Origin of the sequence: Desulfosarcina ovata subsp. ovata (assembly GCF_009689005.1) — a bacterium.
Taxonomy (GTDB): Bacteria; Desulfobacterota; Desulfobacteria; order Desulfobacterales; family Desulfosarcinaceae; genus Desulfosarcina; species Desulfosarcina ovata.
Genome location: NZ_AP021879.1, coordinates 5,101,130 through 5,117,004, shown reverse-complemented (window position 1 = coordinate 5,117,004; position 15,875 = coordinate 5,101,130). Strand labels below are relative to the sequence as shown.

The 15,875-nt window shown below is 59.5% G+C and carries 12 protein-coding genes; 1 reads left to right on the top strand and 11 read right to left on the bottom strand.

Going from position 1 to position 15,875, the window contains the following annotated elements; genetic code table 11:
• Positions 1-337: 337 nt before the first annotated feature.
• On the bottom strand, positions 338-844 hold the full coding sequence (locus GN112_RS22490; protein ID WP_155312264.1) for a hypothetical protein: 507 nt from the start codon (positions 842-844) through the stop codon (positions 338-340).
• 144 nt (positions 845-988) lie between these two features.
• A complete protein-coding gene (locus tag GN112_RS22485; RefSeq protein ID WP_162459072.1) occupies positions 989-3,112 on the bottom strand; it encodes a phospho-sugar mutase in 2,124 nt (707 codons plus the stop codon).
• A gap of 115 nt (positions 3,113-3,227) precedes the next feature.
• On the opposite strand from GN112_RS22485, the gene GN112_RS22480 reads away from it, so the two are divergent.
• The gene (locus GN112_RS22480) at positions 3,228-4,436 is read left to right on the top strand and encodes an MFS transporter (protein WP_231713937.1); all 1,209 of its coding nucleotides are present in this window, start codon (positions 3,228-3,230) and stop codon (positions 4,434-4,436) included.
• A 45-nt stretch (positions 4,437-4,481) separates the two neighbouring features.
• On the opposite strand, the gene GN112_RS22475 is transcribed toward GN112_RS22480, so the two are convergent.
• The 9 genes from GN112_RS22475 to GN112_RS22435 all read right to left on the bottom strand — a co-directional run bounded on the left by GN112_RS22475 (position 4,482) and on the right by GN112_RS22435 (position 15,842).
• Positions 4,482-5,561, bottom strand: a complete 1,080-nt coding sequence (locus GN112_RS22475) for a sigma-54 interaction domain-containing protein (protein ID WP_155312261.1) — start codon at positions 5,559-5,561, stop codon at positions 4,482-4,484.
• A gap of 304 nt (positions 5,562-5,865) precedes the next feature.
• Positions 5,866-6,261 carry a cupin domain-containing protein gene (locus GN112_RS22470; RefSeq protein WP_155312260.1) on the bottom strand — a complete coding sequence of 132 codons (396 nt, stop codon included), beginning with the start codon at positions 6,259-6,261 and terminating at the stop codon, positions 5,866-5,868.
• Positions 6,262-6,283: 22 nt separating this feature from the next.
• On the bottom strand, positions 6,284-6,910 hold the full coding sequence (locus GN112_RS22465) for a LysE family translocator (RefSeq protein WP_155312259.1): 627 nt from the start codon (positions 6,908-6,910) through the stop codon (positions 6,284-6,286).
• A gap of 89 nt (positions 6,911-6,999) precedes the next feature.
• A complete protein-coding gene (murB, locus tag GN112_RS22460; protein ID WP_155312258.1) occupies positions 7,000-8,010 on the bottom strand; it encodes a UDP-N-acetylmuramate dehydrogenase in 1,011 nt (336 codons plus the stop codon).
• A gap of 263 nt (positions 8,011-8,273) precedes the next feature.
• Complete coding sequence (locus GN112_RS22455) at positions 8,274-10,331, bottom strand: alpha amylase C-terminal domain-containing protein (protein WP_155312257.1); 2,058 nt, start codon at positions 10,329-10,331, stop codon at positions 8,274-8,276.
• A gap of 19 nt (positions 10,332-10,350) precedes the next feature.
• Positions 10,351-11,193, bottom strand: a complete 843-nt coding sequence (gene modD, locus GN112_RS22450; RefSeq protein ID WP_155312256.1) for a ModD protein — start codon at positions 11,191-11,193, stop codon at positions 10,351-10,353.
• Positions 11,194-11,297: 104 nt separating this feature from the next.
• Complete coding sequence (locus tag GN112_RS22445; RefSeq protein WP_155312255.1) at positions 11,298-12,809, bottom strand: glycogen synthase; 1,512 nt, start codon at positions 12,807-12,809, stop codon at positions 11,298-11,300.
• A 44-nt stretch (positions 12,810-12,853) separates the two neighbouring features.
• Positions 12,854-15,400: an alpha-glucan family phosphorylase gene (gene glgP, locus GN112_RS22440; protein WP_155312254.1), complete on the bottom strand. Its 2,547-nt coding sequence runs from the start codon at positions 15,398-15,400 to the stop codon at positions 12,854-12,856.
• A 133-nt stretch (positions 15,401-15,533) separates the two neighbouring features.
• Positions 15,534-15,842, bottom strand: a complete 309-nt coding sequence (locus tag GN112_RS22435) for an isoamylase early set domain-containing protein (RefSeq protein ID WP_155312253.1) — start codon at positions 15,840-15,842, stop codon at positions 15,534-15,536.
• Positions 15,843-15,875 lie beyond the last annotated feature (33 nt).

Here is a 15,875-nt window from a genome sequence, read left to right as displayed (position 1 = left end):
ATCTAACCATTTGTATTTTATATTTTTTTAGGAAGTCGCCGCGATTGTCGTCGACCTGGAAGACCAGTCCGTTGAAATCATCTGGGAAGCCGCCAAGCCCGGCGAGGTGCTGGTGGCCGGGAGCGATTCGTGGTTCGACTATAGCCTGGCCGGACTCGATATTATTGATTGTCTCAAAAATTTTCGCACGCAATCAAATATGATGCCGCTTGTGACCATTTTCCTAAACGATAAGGGGGGGGGGCAAGAGCCGACTTGACCCTTTGTCATGGCAAGCCGGGGGAGGCAACGACGCCGGAAATCCAATCCATACGGGCCGCGTGATCGCGCTGCACGATCAACCGAGATAGACTTCGACGTATTTTCCAGCTACCAAGCTTTCTTTGAACGCTCGTCTGATAACCGCCGCGTTGAGGATAACGTCCACCTGGATACGCACTCCCGCATAAGTCCTGTTGCCAAACTGAAGGCGGAACTTGCCGTGCGTGACCGTTTTTTCAGAACCAATAGTCACCGGCCCTTCCCTGTCGATTCGCTTGGCGTTCGTATTTAAGGTGAAAAGGTAGTCCTTGGTCTTCTTCGCTTCCAAGGTCGATACCGAATTGAGATCCCACTTGTCGATCAGAAGCTGGACCTCCACCTCCACCTTTTTCGGACACGAGTGCATGGTGTTGCTGCTTTGGATCACGCGCGTTTTGGTCAACGGACCCACAACAGGGGTCGCGACCGACGTAAGCGCGTTCGCCGTGTAGCAGCGTGGACAGAACGTCTGGCCTGCCGAGGTAAGGGAAAAGGCCTCGCCCCCGGTCGGACAAGCCTGGTTGCTGCATTTGTAATATGGCATTGAGCCTCCGTTTTCCGAGTGAAAGAGCATCAATTCGTATCGATCTTGCGAAAGGTTACCTCCGCGAAAGGCAATGCGTGTTTATTGTCGTTGATGCCTTCCACCATCAGCCTTTCTGAATGTGGCGCTTTGTTGGATAGACCGTTACGCCAGCCCCAGGTAGTCCAGCACCCTTGTGCCGAATCGCGCGGCAAAGGCCTGATCCACTTTCTGCACGGGATTGGCGCCCAGAAATGCTAGAAGCGCGTCCATCTGGCTTTGGCGCTCATTGGGATCGGCAACGGCGGTCAGTCCGGCCAGCCGATCCTCAAGGGTGAAATACTTCAGCTTGTCGTCCAGGGGCAGTTGCCAGAAAAGCAGGAACCCCCGCTCGGGAAAGTCCACGCCCAGGATATGGTAGCAATGGCCCATGAAGGCACGCTCCAAGCGCTCCCGGATATTGGCGATCGACGATTTAACGGCGTCCCGGTCGGCGGGGTCGAAGGGCCGGCCGAGGACTTCAATGTAAATCTTGAATTTGGGCTCGGTTCCCGATGGCCGCACGGTAACACGGATGCCACGGGTCCCGGTCAGCGGTTTCAATTTAAGGATCAGCACATTGCGCGAAGCGGTGTCGGTGGGCGACAGATGGGGCTGCGGGTCTCCCTGCCAGCGGTCGATTTTTTCCATGACCGCGAAATCCCCGATGCGATCGATGGTGCTCTCCCTCAGGTGAGACATGATGCCGGCGATCTGTCCGATGCCCTTGGCCCCCAAGAGGCGAATTTCGGTGAGATAATTGTGGCAATAGCCGTATTTGGCGTAAACGGCGTCAAGGTAATCCACCAGGGTGCGTCCCTCTGCCTTGAGCCCAGAGGCCAACTCGGCCAGCCACACGGCAGCGCCGGCCGCATCCTTATCGCGCACGTAATTGCCCATGATATACCCGTGGCTCTCCTCGGTGCCGAGGATAAAGTCCGCCTGTCGGCCGGCGGCCTCCAGGCGGTTCATCTCCTCACCGATGTATTTAAACCCCACGAGAAGATCACCGATGCACTGGATGCCGTTTTCTGCAGAAATGGTGTCGATGAGCGAAGCGGTGACATCGGTCTTGATGATCACGCTGTTTGCTGTGAGTCGCCCGTTTTCGCGGAACCGGTCGATGGCCCATTCGCTGAGCACGATGCCAATCTCGTTGCCGTTAACAAAGGTCCAGCGATCATTGTGCCGCACCATGATGCCGATGCGGTCGGCATCCGGATCCGTGCTCATGATCACATCCGCGCCAATGGCGTCGGCATTGGGCAGGGCCGTATCGAAGGACTGGATCACTTCCGGGTTGGGGATGTTGAAGGTCACGTTTTCGAATGCGCCACTCGGGTTGGCCGTGGCCGGATCGAGGTGGATGTCGAATCCCATGCGCTTCAGTACAGGGTAGACCGAGGTCAGACCGGTGCCGTGCAACGGGCTGTAGAGAATGCGTATCCCTCTGGCGTCACTGAGATTGAGATCGCTCACGGCCTGGTGATAGGCCGTGTCTACTTCGGCGCCGATCATGGATAGAAGCCCCTTCTCAGCCGCCGCATCGAAATCCAGGGTGTCGATGGTGGAGACATTGCCGGTCACTTCGTCCACCAGGTTCTGGTCATGGGGCGCGATCAATTGGCCGCCGAACTGGTCGTAAACCTTCTTGCCGTTGTCGGTGGGCAGGTTGTGACTGGCGGAGAAAACGCACCCGGCGATGGCGTTCAAATGGCGGATGGCAAAAGAGAGTTCCGGCGTACTGCGGGCACCGTCAAACAGGTAAACACGGATCCCGTTGGCCGCATATACCCGCGCCGCGGCTTCGGCCAGCTGCCGCCCATCCAGATTGGCCACCGGATTGGGCCGGTTTGCAGCATAATAGCGGGTGTCGGTGAAACAGCGCACGTCGTAGGCCAGCACCACGCCCCGCTGGCGGGCGGATTCCCCATGGGTCTGGATCAGATACTGGCTGTGCCCCTGGGCCGATGCCTGGATGGTCCAGGGGTTGATGCGGTTGGGGCCGATGCCCACCGGCCCCCGGCGGCCGCCGGTACCGAAGGGAATCACCTGGTAAAAGGAATCCAGCAGGAAATCCCACTGCCCGGATTTGATCAGATGCTCGATCTGGGGCACATACGCAGCGAACATCTCATCGCCAAGCCAGGTCTGCAGCCCATCCAGGGCGGCATCGGCCAAGGTATCGGGGGTATCTAAGGTCCGAAATCCTTTTTTTGCTTTTTCAACCAGGGTCTGGTAATGGTCCATGCCGTTATCCTCGTTGTTGGGTGTAAAAGTCAATGGATGCCCGTCTGAAAGGGGAATTAGTATTTCATTTTTTATCCGCATTGACAAGGGCTTGAAGGAGTCCCCGACGCACCCCATGAACCGCATCCAGCGCAGAGTTCTCGGCACCCTCTTTTTCTCCATCTTTACCTCCGTCACCGGGGTCGGCATCGTGGTGCCCCTTTTGCCGGTCTATGCCCACGACCTGGGGGCGTCCGGTATTTATATCGGCCTGATCTTCGGTGCCTTCTCCCTTTCGCGGACTTTTTTCCTGCCCTTCTTCGGCAGTCTCTCCGACCGCAAGGGGCGCAAACCCTTTATTGTTACCGGTCTTCTGTCCTATGCGGTTATCTCGGTGGCCTTCATTTTCTCCACCAATGTGGAATCCCTGATCGGTATCCGCTTCGTCCAGGGCATCGCCTCGGCCATGATCATGCCGGTGGTCCAGGCCTATGTGGGGGATCTCACCCCCAAGGGTAGGGAGGGCTGGGTCATGGGGTTGTTCAACATGTCCCTGATGATCGGTCTGAGCGCCGGCCCCATGATCGGCGGTGTGATCAAGGACCGTTTCAGCCTGCAGGGGGCGTTTGTCAGCATGGGCGTGCTCTCCGTGGTCGCCTTCGGCCTGAGTTTGTCGTTTCTTCCGCCCACCGCCGAGGAGCAGGTGGTACTGAAACGCCGCACACCGGTCCAGTGGTCAAAAATTCTCACCGACCGAACCATCGCCGGCCTTTTTTTCTTCCGTCTGACCTACACGGCCTGCATTGGCATCATCTGGGGATTCCTGCCGGTCTTCGCCGACGTGGAATTTGCCATTTCCGCCTCGGCCATCGGCACGCTGGTGGCCCTGGGCATTTTTGTCAGCGGCATATTCCAGGTTCCCATGGGCTGGGCAGCGGATCGCTTCGACCGCAAAAGTATGGTCATCCTGGGGGGCCTCATCGTCACCGCGGCGATCTGGGCCTTCAGCCACGCCACGGGCTTCTGGTATATGTTTTACGCCAGTATCGGTTTTGGTATCGGCGGCGGGATCTGTATGCCGGCAATGATGGCCGTAGCCGTGTTGTGGGGCAGCCGCAGCAAAGCCATGGGATCAGTCATGGCGCTTCTGACCGTGGCCCACAGCCTGGGTCTGCTGGGCGGTTCCTTGCTGGCCGGTATGATGATGGATCTGTTTCAGCTTCGGCAGGCCTTCCTGTTCGGCGCCCTGAGCATGCTTGCCGGCATCCTCGTCTTCACGGTCTGTACCTGGCGCAGCGACCTGATCCGCGGCACGGCCACCGGCGCACCACCGCATATTCCCTAGGGATAGGCGCACGCGCATCGCCCACCACCGGCAATGAAACCCCGATCACCCCCCCAGAAAGGGCTGATGAAGACGCAGAAAGCGGTACAACGTCGCCCTGCCCACACCCAGGTAGCGGGCGGCCCGGGACTTGTTACCACCGCAGCATGCCAGGGCATGGGAAACGGAGGTCGGGTCCAACCGCCGGAACCGAACCTTTTTTGCACGCTGCCGGACCGTCGGCGGAAGGTGCCCGGCATCGATGATGGGGCCACCGGCACGCACAAAGCCGAAATGGACAGCGTTTTGCAATTCACGCACATTTCCCGGCCAGTCATGGCCTTGCAGCAGGCTGAGGGCCGGTCGGGTCAAGCGAACCGGGTAACGGCCGTAACGCCGGGCCGCACGATCGAGGAAATATCGCGCCAGCAGTGTGATATCACCCCGCCGTGCGTTCAGGGGCGGCATGTGGATGGGCACCACATTGAGCCGGTAGAACAGATCCTCGCGAAACGTTCCATCAGCCATCTCCTGTTTCAGGGGGCGGTTGGTCGCACTGATCACCCGCACATCAACGCGAAGGCTGCGCTCCCCGCCCACACGCTCAAACACGCCCCGTTGCAGCACCCGCAGCAACCGGACCTGATTGTAAAGGGAAAGGTCGGCCACTTCATCCAGAAACAGGGTCCCCCGGTGCGCCCGCTCGAAGCAGCCTTTGCGCTGGCGGTGGGCGTCGCTGAAAGCGCCCTTCATATGGCCAAACAGCTCGCTTTCCACCAGCTCTTCGGGAATCGCCCCGCAGTTCACCGGCACGAACGGTCCGCTTTTGCGGCCGCTGAGGTCATGGATGGCCCGGGCGGCGAGCTCCTTGCCCGTACCCGTTGCACCGGAAAGATGCACCGGATAGTCGTAAGGTGCCGCATGGCGGATCTGCTGAAAGATGGCCTTTATCTTGGAATCTTCGCCCACAATTCCATGCCACGGTACCGGCAACGGCGGGTCATCGGACAGCGCCGGCCGGTGACAGTGCAGAAAAAAGGCCGGGGTGATAGGGGACCCCGCAAGCGCCTGTTGGCCGGACGCCAGGTCCACCATCACAGCCGTCGCAGGCTTACCATTGAAAGGGGCTATCGCTTTGCTGGGCACGATAAAAACCTCCACGGCCTGCAGGCCGCTTTTTTTTAAATGAATGGATAAAGCCGGGCCAGAAAGAACTCCGCTCAAAACGCCATGGCAATAGGATAGACGGTCAACATTAGGAGATGATGAGACGTGAAAGTGAGCAACCGGCGGCGGAAATCGCCGTATGGTTATCAGATTCAGGCAGAGGGTAGCGTTTGGGATGAATCAAGCATGCCAGAAGATGGAGCGGGGGGCAAATGCAAAAACGGCATTTTTGATTGCATGTCCCTCGGTAAAAAAAGAATCGTCAGCACAATGGAACGCCCGCTCAGGACGTTTCCGCACCATCGTCCATGTCTCGATAGGCCTCGGCAACGAACCGCGGCGTGCAGACGGCCAGAAAGATGAGGTCCAGCGTGCCGGTGTTGGTGATGCGCTGGGGGCAGGCAGGCGGGATGCACACCACGTCTCCCGGGCCAACCGGCTGGGCCGTCATTCCGTTGACTTCCACGGATCCGCGGCCCTCGAGAATCACATAGCGCTCGGTGATGCCCTCCAGCCGGTGCAACCGGGTGGTCACGCCCGGTGCCACCCGTGCCCGGGCAATAGAGACCGCCGGGTCCCCCGGCCCGTTGGTCAGTTCGAGAATAAAGCAGCCCTCCTGAAAGAAATACTCTTTCTCCGGGTTGGTCCGACGCACAGATGGGAACAGATCATGGTCCATGGTATTATTCTTACGAAAGCCGTCACCGTTTGACCGTGGCCAGCTTCAATGCCAGCCCCACAAACACCATCCCGGCCAGGCGGTTCATGATCACCTGGGTTCGGGGAGAGCGGTTAAGCCAGCCGCCGATCGACCCGGCCAGAAACGCGATGCCGCCAAACACCAGTATCGTGGAGACGATGAAGACGCCGCCCAGAAGCAGCATCTGCAGGGTCAGCGAGCCCCGCGCCGGATCGGCGAACTGCGGCAGAAAAGCAAGAAAGAAGATGGAAACCTTGGGATTGGTCACGTTCATGATGATGCCCCGCCGATAGAGCCGGGCATAACTGAGTTCGCTGCGCTGACCGGCGGCGATCGTCTCCGCCGAGGAACGGAAGATCAACCAGGCCAGGTAGAGCAGATAGCCGGCCCCGAAAAGCTTCAGGGCGGTAAAGGCCAGGGCCGAGGCCTTGAAGATCACCGCCACGCCGAAGGCCACGGCCGTGGTGTGAACGATCAGGCCGGTGCACAGTCCCAGGGTAACCAGCAGACCGGCCACCCGGCCTCTCAGGGCCGACTGGGTGAGCACGAAGATATTGTCCGGGCCAGGGGCCAGGGCAAGCAGGATCGACGCCATGAAAAACGGTGCCAGGGTCTCTATGGGTAGCATGAGGACCTCTTCATCGGGAATGTTCGGTTAACGTTTCAGTAATCGATAGTCGGGCGGCATTGTGGATGAATCGGGCCGGAATGTCAATTTCAGACCACCCGCACCTCCCGCTCCAGCCGGACGCCGAAATGATCGGCCACCGATGCGGCGATCGTTTCGGAAAGGTCCAGAATTTCACGGCCCGTGGCTCCGCCCCGGTTGACCAGCACCAGGGCCTGCCGGTCGTGGACGGCGGCCCGGCCCACGTGCCGCCCCTTCCACCCGCAGCGTTCGATGAGCCAGCCGGCGGCCAGTTTGAACCGCTCCTCCCCTTGCGGATAGTGGGGCAAATCCGGATAGCGGTTCAGCAGGGTTTGCAGGATGCCGCTATCGACCACCGGATTCTTGAAAAAACTGCCCGCATTGCCGGTCTCGGCCGGATCAGGCAGTTTGGCCTGCCGGATGCTGATGATGGTCTGGCGGATGGTTTTCAGGTTGACCGCGCCCCGCCTTTCGACGCCTTCGCGCACACCGGGATAATCGAGCACGTAACGAGGCGTCCGGCGAAGACGAAACACCACTGCCGTAACTATGAAACGCCCTGCCCAGCGGCTTTTGAAATGGCTGCTGCGGTAGCCGAACCCACACTCCCCGGCTGTCAAGTGAACGGTTTCACCGCCATCCAGGGCGATTGCCTCCACCTGCTCGACCACCGTTTCCACCTCGACCCCGTAGGCACCGATGTTCTGCACGGCGCTGGCACCCACATGGCCGGGAATCAGCGAGAGATTTTCGATGCCCCCCCAGCCGTTTTCCACGCTAAAGGCCACCAGATCGTCCCAGGTCTCACCGGCCATGGCCCGGATCCGCACGTGGTAGCCGTCGTCGCCCAGCACGGTAACCCCCTTGAATGCCGGATGGAGCAGCATACCCGGGTAGTCACCGGTGAACAGCAGGTTGCTGCCCCCGCCCAGGATCAGGTAGGGGCAATCACCGAGGGGCGTATCCCGCAGAAACCCGGCGATCTCGGTATCGGCGTCAAAGCGGACATACCGCTGGGCGACGCCCCCGACGCCAAAGGTATTCAAATGGATGATGGGATAATGGGTATGGGATTGCATCGGGAATCGATATAGAGCGGATGGCAGACGAAGTCAAAATCTATCCGCCTTGGCCCCAGGGCAATCGCATTTGGATGTATTCTTGGTGGTGGTGTTATCAGAAACCCACCGCCCCGATTCAATCAATGCCAAATGAAAAAATCCAAATGTCAATTGAAGGATCCTATCGATTATAAATGGACAGAATACCACCATTTGGCATTTTTCATTGGACATTTGACATTTGTGACCCATCGCTATCGGGTAGAAAGATTGAAAAATAGTTAAATGCGATTACCCTGGCCTTGGCCGCACGCCCGGGGCGCCAGCACGATGCCCGTACGCGACGGCAGGTAGAGGGAGAGACGGGTGCCCCAGGGGTTGGACGGGTCCGGCAGGGTGTGGTGGACCTGATCCGGTGCCAGCCGTCCGTGCCCGCCAAAAGGCCTTGCATCCGTGTCCAGCACCATCCGGTAGGCAATGTCGGGTGCCGGGATCCCGTAATCGGTGAACGAGTGCTGGGGGTGAAAGTTGAAAACGAAAATCCATCCGCCGCGCAGGAAGGCCAGCACCTTGTCCCCGTCGTGGTCCCACAGGAGAGAAAGGTCAGGTGCCGACAGCAGGTCGGCTTGTCGGCACAGGGCGATCATCCGCTGGTCGAAGCGGGCCAGCAGATGGTACTTGAGCCCCGGATCATCCACCAGGGACCACTGGCGCCGGGCGTAGCGGCAGCTCCACTGGTTGCCTTCCCTGGGGAAATCGATCCACTCGGGATGGCCGAATTCGTTGCCCATGAAATTGAGGTAGCCGTTGCCCGCCGTGGCCAGAGTGATCAGGCGGATCATCTTGTGCAGGGCCATGGCCCGGTCCACCCCCAGATCCGGGTCATCCCTGGACATGTGCCCGTACAAGGCCGCATCGGCCATGCGGAAAATCAGGGTCTTGTCCCCCACCAGAGCCTGGTCATGGGATTCGGTATAGCTGATGGTTTTCTCTTCCTGCCTTCGGTTGGTCAGCTCGTGCCACAGATGGCCCATGGGCCAGTGCTCGTCGGGAATATCCTTGGTCAGCCGGATCCAGTAATCGGGAACCCCCATGGCAAAGCGGTAATCAAAGCCCACTCCGCCCGCCGCCACGGGCAGGGCCAGCCCCGGCATACCGCTGATGTCCTCGGCCACGGTGATGGCGTCGGGCCTGAGGCGATGAATCACCTCGTTGGCCAGGGCCAGGTAGGCCAGGGCGTCCTCGTCCACAGCATCGTTGAAATAATCGCCGTACCCGGTAAAGGCGCGCTCCAGGCCGTGGTGGGTATAGAGCATGCTGGTGATGCCGTCGAACCGGAATCCATCCACATGGAAGGCATCCAGCCAGTAGCGGCAGTTGGATAGCAGGAAGTGCACCACCTCCGGCTTGCCGTAGTCGAAACAACGGCTGTCCCAGGCGTGGTGATGGCCGCGGGACCCCTCGTGGAAATACTGGTACTCCGTGCCGTCAAATTGCCCCAGGCCTTCCACGGTGTTGGAAACCGAGTGGGAGTGCACCAGGTCCATGATCACGGCAATGCCCTGGCCATGGGCCACGTCGATCAGGGCCATGAGGTCCTCGGGCGTGCCGAAGCGGGACGAGGCGGCAAAAAAACTGGACACATGGTAGCCGAAAGAGCCGTAGTAGGGATGTTCCTGAACGGCCATGAGCTGAATGGTGGTGTACCCGGCGAGAACAATGCGCGGCAGGACGCGTTCGGTAAACTCTCCCCAGGTGCCGATCGTCTCCGCCTCCTGGGCCATGCCCACATGCACCTCGTAAATCAGCGGCGGCCGATCCGGCCTGGTAAATTCGGCATGCCGCCAGCGGTAGGGCGAGGACGGCGCCCACACCTGGGCGTTGAAAATCAGGGTCTGCGGATCCTGGACCACCCGGCGGGCATAGGCCGGGATGCGGTCCCCAACCCCTCCCGGCCAGTGGATGCGCAGGCGAAACAGGTCCCCATGGTGCAGCCGCTCCGGCGGCAGGCGGATCTCCCACTGGCCGCCGCCGGTTTCCAGGCGGGTCAGGGCATAGGCCGGATCCTCTCGCCATTCGCTGAAATCGCCTACCAGGTAGACGGCCGTGGCATGGGGCGCCCATTCCCGGAAGCTCCAGCCGTTGGCCGTACGGTGCAGACCGAAGTGCTCATGACCTGACGCCAGGTCCAACAGATCCACGCGGCCCTCGGTGATTCTTTTGCGCATGGCCTGAATGTGCGCAATCCGCCGAGTCAGGGCGTCGCGATGGTCCCCCAGATAGGAATCGGCGGCAATCAGGCAATCCACCAGGGCGGAGATATCGTTCTTTTGGTTCATCGATCAACCGAATCAGTGATCATGGGGCGATCTGCGCCTTGACGTCCGCCGGCGGTGCAAAATAGATCCACGAGGAGACCAGCACATCGGCCCCCGCCTTTGCGTAAGCAGCGGCATTGGTCCCGTTGATGCCGCCGGCAGCGATCATGCAAATGCCGGGATTGGCCTGCCTGCAGACGCTCGCACAGGCGGAAAATTCTTCCGGCGTCATCTTGTCCACCTGAACGGCATCGGCACCCGAGCGAACGATGGCCATGGCCTGCGCCTCGGTATGGCCTTCGACGACGATCTTGCGCTCCTTTTGGATCGCTTTCATTTTCATGACCGTTTCGGCAAGGTTGTCGTAACCGCCGGTAAACAGCAGATGTTCCTTGAAGATCAGAATGGTGTCGGACAAACCGGTACGGTGGGGTACGCCACCGCCGGCCATGAGGGCCTTGAGGGCCACCTTTTTCATGTAAGGCGGGTGTTTGCGCGTGCCGGCCACCGTGGTGGCGGCATTTTCCGCCCGGGCGTTCTGGACCAGTTGCCGGGTCCGACCGGCGACCCCGGAGGCAAATTCGACAAGCGCGCTGCCGGTTCGCCAGACCAGGTGAACGGCGGCGGCATCGCCTTCGGCGGAAATCAGCGGGTCACCCGGGTTCAGTTCGGTTCCCGAGGCCACCGCATGATGCACCTTCAGATCGACTTTACGGTATAACCGTACCGCCTCTTCCGTACAGCAGGCCACCATGGGGTTACGGGCCAAAAGGGTGATCTTTGCCTTCTTGCCGGACAGATTCATCATTCCGGTGGTCATGTCACCCAAGGGGACATCATCCTCGATCAGCTGGTCGATCTCGCTTTCCGTAAAATATATCATGCGTTCCTTTCCTCTTTCGCAATTATCCACAGAATCAGGCTCGCTGGCATGGTTCGCACCACGGCATTCGTTCTTCCCGCCCCTTCACCCTTCAGCCGAAAGGCCTAATTGATCAACGGCCGTTCCAGCATCTTCTCATACAGGTCAATGTACCGGCGGGCGGTGTTGGCATGGTTGAAGGTGGCCGCGCTCTGCTGCATAATGCGCGTGATCTGGCGCGTCTTCTCCGCTTCGGGCAACTTGAAAAACGCTACCGCCTGAGTAATCGCCCAGTAAAGTCCGGCGGAATCGTAAGTGTTGAACAGAAAGCCGTTTCCGGTGTCCCGGCCGGCATCCAGATGGACGATGGTGTCGTGAATCCCGCCGGTATCGTGGGCCACCGGTAGCGCCCCGTAGATGGGCGCGATCATCTGGGGCAGGCCGCAGGGTTCGAACAGGGATGGCATGAGAATAAAATCCGCCGCCGCGTAGGCCAGATGCTCCATTTTCTCGCTGAAATCGCAAACGGCCACGCGCTGTTGAAATCCGTGGTGGTTGACGATATCCCGGAAGATCTGCTGATAATCACCATTGGCCACGAAGACCACCTGCAGATTCATGTCCCAGTGATCGGAAATAATGCCGTAAAATGCCTCGGCCAGCAGCTGGCAGCCCTTCTGGATCGGATCCAGACGTGACGGCCAGAAGAAAAGCGGCGCCTGCTCGTCCGGTATCAGTCCGAGAACCTCCTGCAGATGGCGCTTGTTCTCCCGTTTGCCGGCCGAATGGTCCTGGGCCGTGTAATTGCGATGGATCTCCGGATCCTTGGCCGGATTGAAGGAGGGGTCCGGCGCATTGAGGATGCCGGTACCGCAACCGGCGTAAAACTTGTTGGTCAGCTCCTGGCGGATCGGCCCCTCCACAAAACCGTGACGGCCCTCGACAATCTCTTCGAGAAAGCGGGGGCTGACCGTGTTGACGAAGTGGGCGGCAAACACGCCGCTGGCCAGGAAGTCGACGGGGTTGGATTCCCAGGCCTCCTCGTAGCTGGCCGAAAACTTCTCGTAGAAAAGATGCTGCCAGAAATAGGCGGCGTCGATCCCGCGATCCTCGATGTGCGCCAGGGTGGCCTTGACCGTATGGATGTTGTGAATCGTGAAAAGACAGGGAACCCCCATCTGCCGGGACATGGCCGGAATCAGGCCGGTCATCCAGTCGTTGCAGTGAATCAGGTCCGGCCGCACCCGGGGCACGATGTTGTTGATGACCTCGCGCTGGAAGGCCAGGGACAGCTTGGTGTTCTCACCGCCATAGGCCGAGTAGACCCGGTTCAGGTAGAAAAAGGCCCGGTCCTCGGCCAGATGCACCCGGTCGTCGGGCATGACGTTGCGAATGGCCCACTGCTCGCGCTCGAGAAAGGGTGCCAGGCGATCATGGAAGATCGAGCGGTAATCCGGAAGCGCCACGTAGACATCGGCACCCTCGTTGAACAGGGCACTGACCAGGGCGGCCGATACGTCGGCCAAGCCACCGGCCTTGGCGGTCAGGTAGCGGGAGAAATTTCCCATGCGGTCGGGCAGGTAGGTCACTTCGGGGGTGACGATGAGCACCCGTGGGTTCCGTTTGGCCTTGGGCATCGACATCTCCTTTCACAAGTGGCGGGCTCAGGATAATCCAATCATCAGGCCCAGGTCAGCAACTCCGGCCGGAACCGAATCCAGGCATCGGCATTGGGGGTCACCCGCACGGTAAAGCCGTAACGTCCCGAATCGCTGCAGGGCAGCTCACACCCGTAAAGATAAACGCCGGGCGAACGAATCTCCTTGACATGCATCATTTTTACGCGGGGATCGTCGATTCGGTCCAGATGTCTCATTTTGCCATAGTATAGCTCCACGTTCAACTCTTCCGGCTTGAGGTCACCGGTTTGAACCACCGTGGTAACCTCGAAGGCCTGATTGACCCGAAAGGGCCCCTTGTGGCTGCGCTGGGGAGCCGAAAGCTGTATTTTATGCCACTTCTCCAGATAGCGGTGGTGCTGTGCACTGAGTTCCTGGGCTTCCGCTCCGCCCTTGGCCACCAGTTCCTCGAAACGGCGGCTGGCAGGCAGGTAAAACCGCTCTTCGTATTCGGATATCATGCGCAGGCTGCAGAAATGGGCCATGGCCATCTTCATGGACGCCTTCATCATCTTGAGCCACTCGGTGGGGGTTCCACCGTGGGGCCGGTCATAGTAAAGCGGCGCGACTTCATTTTCGATAATATTGTACAGAGCCTGGCTTTCGACGGTATCCTGGTAGTTGTGATCGTTGTACTCTTCTCCGTTGCCGATCCGCCAGCCCCGCTCCGGGCTGTAGCCCTCACACCACCAGCCATCCAGGATACTCATATTGAGCACGCCGTTGAGCGCCGCCTTCATGCCCGAAGTGCCGCACGCCTCCATGGGCCGCCGGGGGGTATTGAGCCACACATCGGCCCCCTGGACGAGAAAGCGGGCAATGTGCATGTCGTAGTCTTCCAGAAAGATGAACCGGTGACGGAGGTTGGTTCGCCGGCCGAAATCCACCAGGCTGCGGATAATCCCCTTGCCTTCGTTGTCCTTGGGGTGGGCCTTGCCGGCAAAAACGAATTGGACCGGCCGATCCTTGGAGTTGATGATCGCCTCCAGCCGATCGGGATCCTGGAAAAGCAGGTGGGCGCGCTTGTAAGTGGCGAATCGCCGGGCAAAGGCGATGGTCAGGGTGTCCTGATCCATTACCGATTCAACGGCCCTCATAATATTCAGCGGAGCGTTGCGGCGCGAATACTGGCGGTACATCAGTTCGCGAACGGTCCGGATCAGACGCGAGCGGCACATTTCATGGGCCTGCCACAACTCCTCATCGAAAACATCGTCAATGCGATCGGCATTTTCCGGGATGGTGGAGCCCATATTCCACTGCGGTCCCAGATGACGTTCAAAAAGCAGCTTGATTTCCGGCGCCAGCACGCTGGGGATATGCACACCGTTGGTGACGTGGGTGATGGGCGTTTCGTCATCAGATCGCGTGGGCCAGATGTGGGACCACATGTGGCGGGCCACCTGGCCGTGGAGCTTGCTCACGCCGTTGATGTACTGGGCGGTGCGCAGACCGAGGATAAACATGGAAAAGGGAGACTCCGGTGCGGCACCGTCCGCCTGGCCCATGGCCACCAGCTGGTCGGCGGTCATCTTGAAGGGTTCCACAAATGGTTCCAGGTAAGGTTTGACCATGGACGGCGGGAATTCGTCGTGACCGGCGGCCACCGGGGTGTGGGTGGTGAAAACGGTGGTCCGCGGCACCACTTCGCGGGCCATGTCCAGGCTGATCTGATGCTGTTCCATGACCTGACGCAGCCGCTCGATGCCCACAAAGGCGCAATGGCCCTCGTTGAGATGGCACACCGTGGGGTGCATGTCCAGCGCCTCCAGGGCACGCAGGCCGCCGATGCCCAGCAGTACCTCCTGGGCCAGGCGGATATGCTGCTCGCCGGAATATAACCGGGCGGTGATATCCCGGATTTCCGGCGGATTGTCGGGCAGGTTGGTATCCAGCAGAATCAGGGGAATCCGGCCGATACGGATTTTCCATACCTGGGCATGAATGTCGCGGCCGATTCCGGTCAGATGGATCACCAGATCGTTTCCCTTGCGGTCCTTCTGCTTGGACAGGGGCAGGTGGAACAGATCGGTTTCCGGATAGGACTCCTGCTGCCAGCCGTCCTTGTCCAGATACTGGCGGAAGTACCCCTCGCGGTAGAGCAGCCCGACCCCCACCAGGGGAATTTTCATCCCCGAAGCGGCTTTGAGATGGTCACCGGCCAGAATGCCCAGGCCACCGGCAAACAGCGGCAGGGTTTCGTGGATGCCGAATTCCATGGAGAAATAGGCGATCAGTTCCTGCTGATCCCACGGACTTTCGCTGTCGACCTGGTTGAGGACCCGGTTTTCAAAACGTCGACGAACATGGTTGAGATGGGCCAGGTAGCTGTCATCGTGGGCCAGTTCCTCAAACCGTTCCTGGGGAATCAGGGTGGCAAAAACGATGGGGTTCCTGCCCGAGATCTCCCATACCCGTGGATTGATGCGGCGGAACAGCTCAATGGCATTCTGGTTCCAGCTCCACCACAAATTGCGCGACAAGGTCTCTATGAACGACAACGGTTCGGGAATATCGGGAAACACCTGGAATGTTTGAATTGACTTCATGGGAACTCCTTGCGGACGAATTGGCACAAATGGCCGTTCGCCCGCCGCCGGCCACCCGATCGAGAAGCGCTTCAGGGGGAACCGGCCTGGAATGTTATCGGTTCAGCTGATCATCGGCACCCAATGGGCGAAATTACACCGCCACGACGGAATTTTCACAATCGCCGAAATCACTTTTCACATAACGATCGGCCTCCCAGTCGTTTTCCCATACCGTCTGATCGATCAAATAGCGAAACTGGTATTCCCGCCCCGGCACCAAATCCACAACGACTTTGAATTCACCGTTTTTCAGCCGTTTCATGGGGGTTCTGACCGTGCTCCAATCATTGAATTCGCCGACGATGTGAACCGTTTTTGCCGTTGCCGCCGCCGCCTTGGGAAGCCGGAAGGTCACTTTACACCGTACGCTCTTTTTTAGGTATTGTTTTTTCAAACTCACGTCATGCCTCCTGGTAAAATTCCGAAAAAGGGG

What these genes read in the sequence shown, in the direction of transcription:
- GN112_RS22490 (WP_155312264.1), bottom strand. Translation starts at nt 844, where the DNA reads ATGCCATATTACAAATGCAGCAACCAGGCTTGTCCGACCGGGGGCGAG.
- GN112_RS22485 (WP_162459072.1), bottom strand. Translation starts at nt 3,112, where the DNA reads ATGGACCATTACCAGACCCTGGTTGAAAAAGCAAAAAAAGGATTTCGG.
- GN112_RS22480 (WP_231713937.1), top strand. Translation starts at nt 3,228, where the DNA reads ATGAACCGCATCCAGCGCAGAGTTCTCGGCACCCTCTTTTTCTCCATC.
- GN112_RS22470 (WP_155312260.1), bottom strand. Translation starts at nt 6,261, where the DNA reads ATGGACCATGATCTGTTCCCATCTGTGCGTCGGACCAACCCGGAGAAA.
- GN112_RS22465 (WP_155312259.1), bottom strand. Translation starts at nt 6,910, where the DNA reads ATGCTACCCATAGAGACCCTGGCACCGTTTTTCATGGCGTCGATCCTG.
- murB (WP_155312258.1), bottom strand. Translation starts at nt 8,010, where the DNA reads ATGCAATCCCATACCCATTATCCCATCATCCATTTGAATACCTTTGGC.
- GN112_RS22455 (WP_155312257.1), bottom strand. Translation starts at nt 10,331, where the DNA reads ATGAACCAAAAGAACGATATCTCCGCCCTGGTGGATTGCCTGATTGCC.
- modD (WP_155312256.1), bottom strand. Translation starts at nt 11,193, where the DNA reads ATGATATATTTTACGGAAAGCGAGATCGACCAGCTGATCGAGGATGAT.
- GN112_RS22445 (WP_155312255.1), bottom strand. Translation starts at nt 12,809, where the DNA reads ATGCCCAAGGCCAAACGGAACCCACGGGTGCTCATCGTCACCCCCGAA.
- glgP (WP_155312254.1), bottom strand. Translation starts at nt 15,400, where the DNA reads ATGAAGTCAATTCAAACATTCCAGGTGTTTCCCGATATTCCCGAACCG.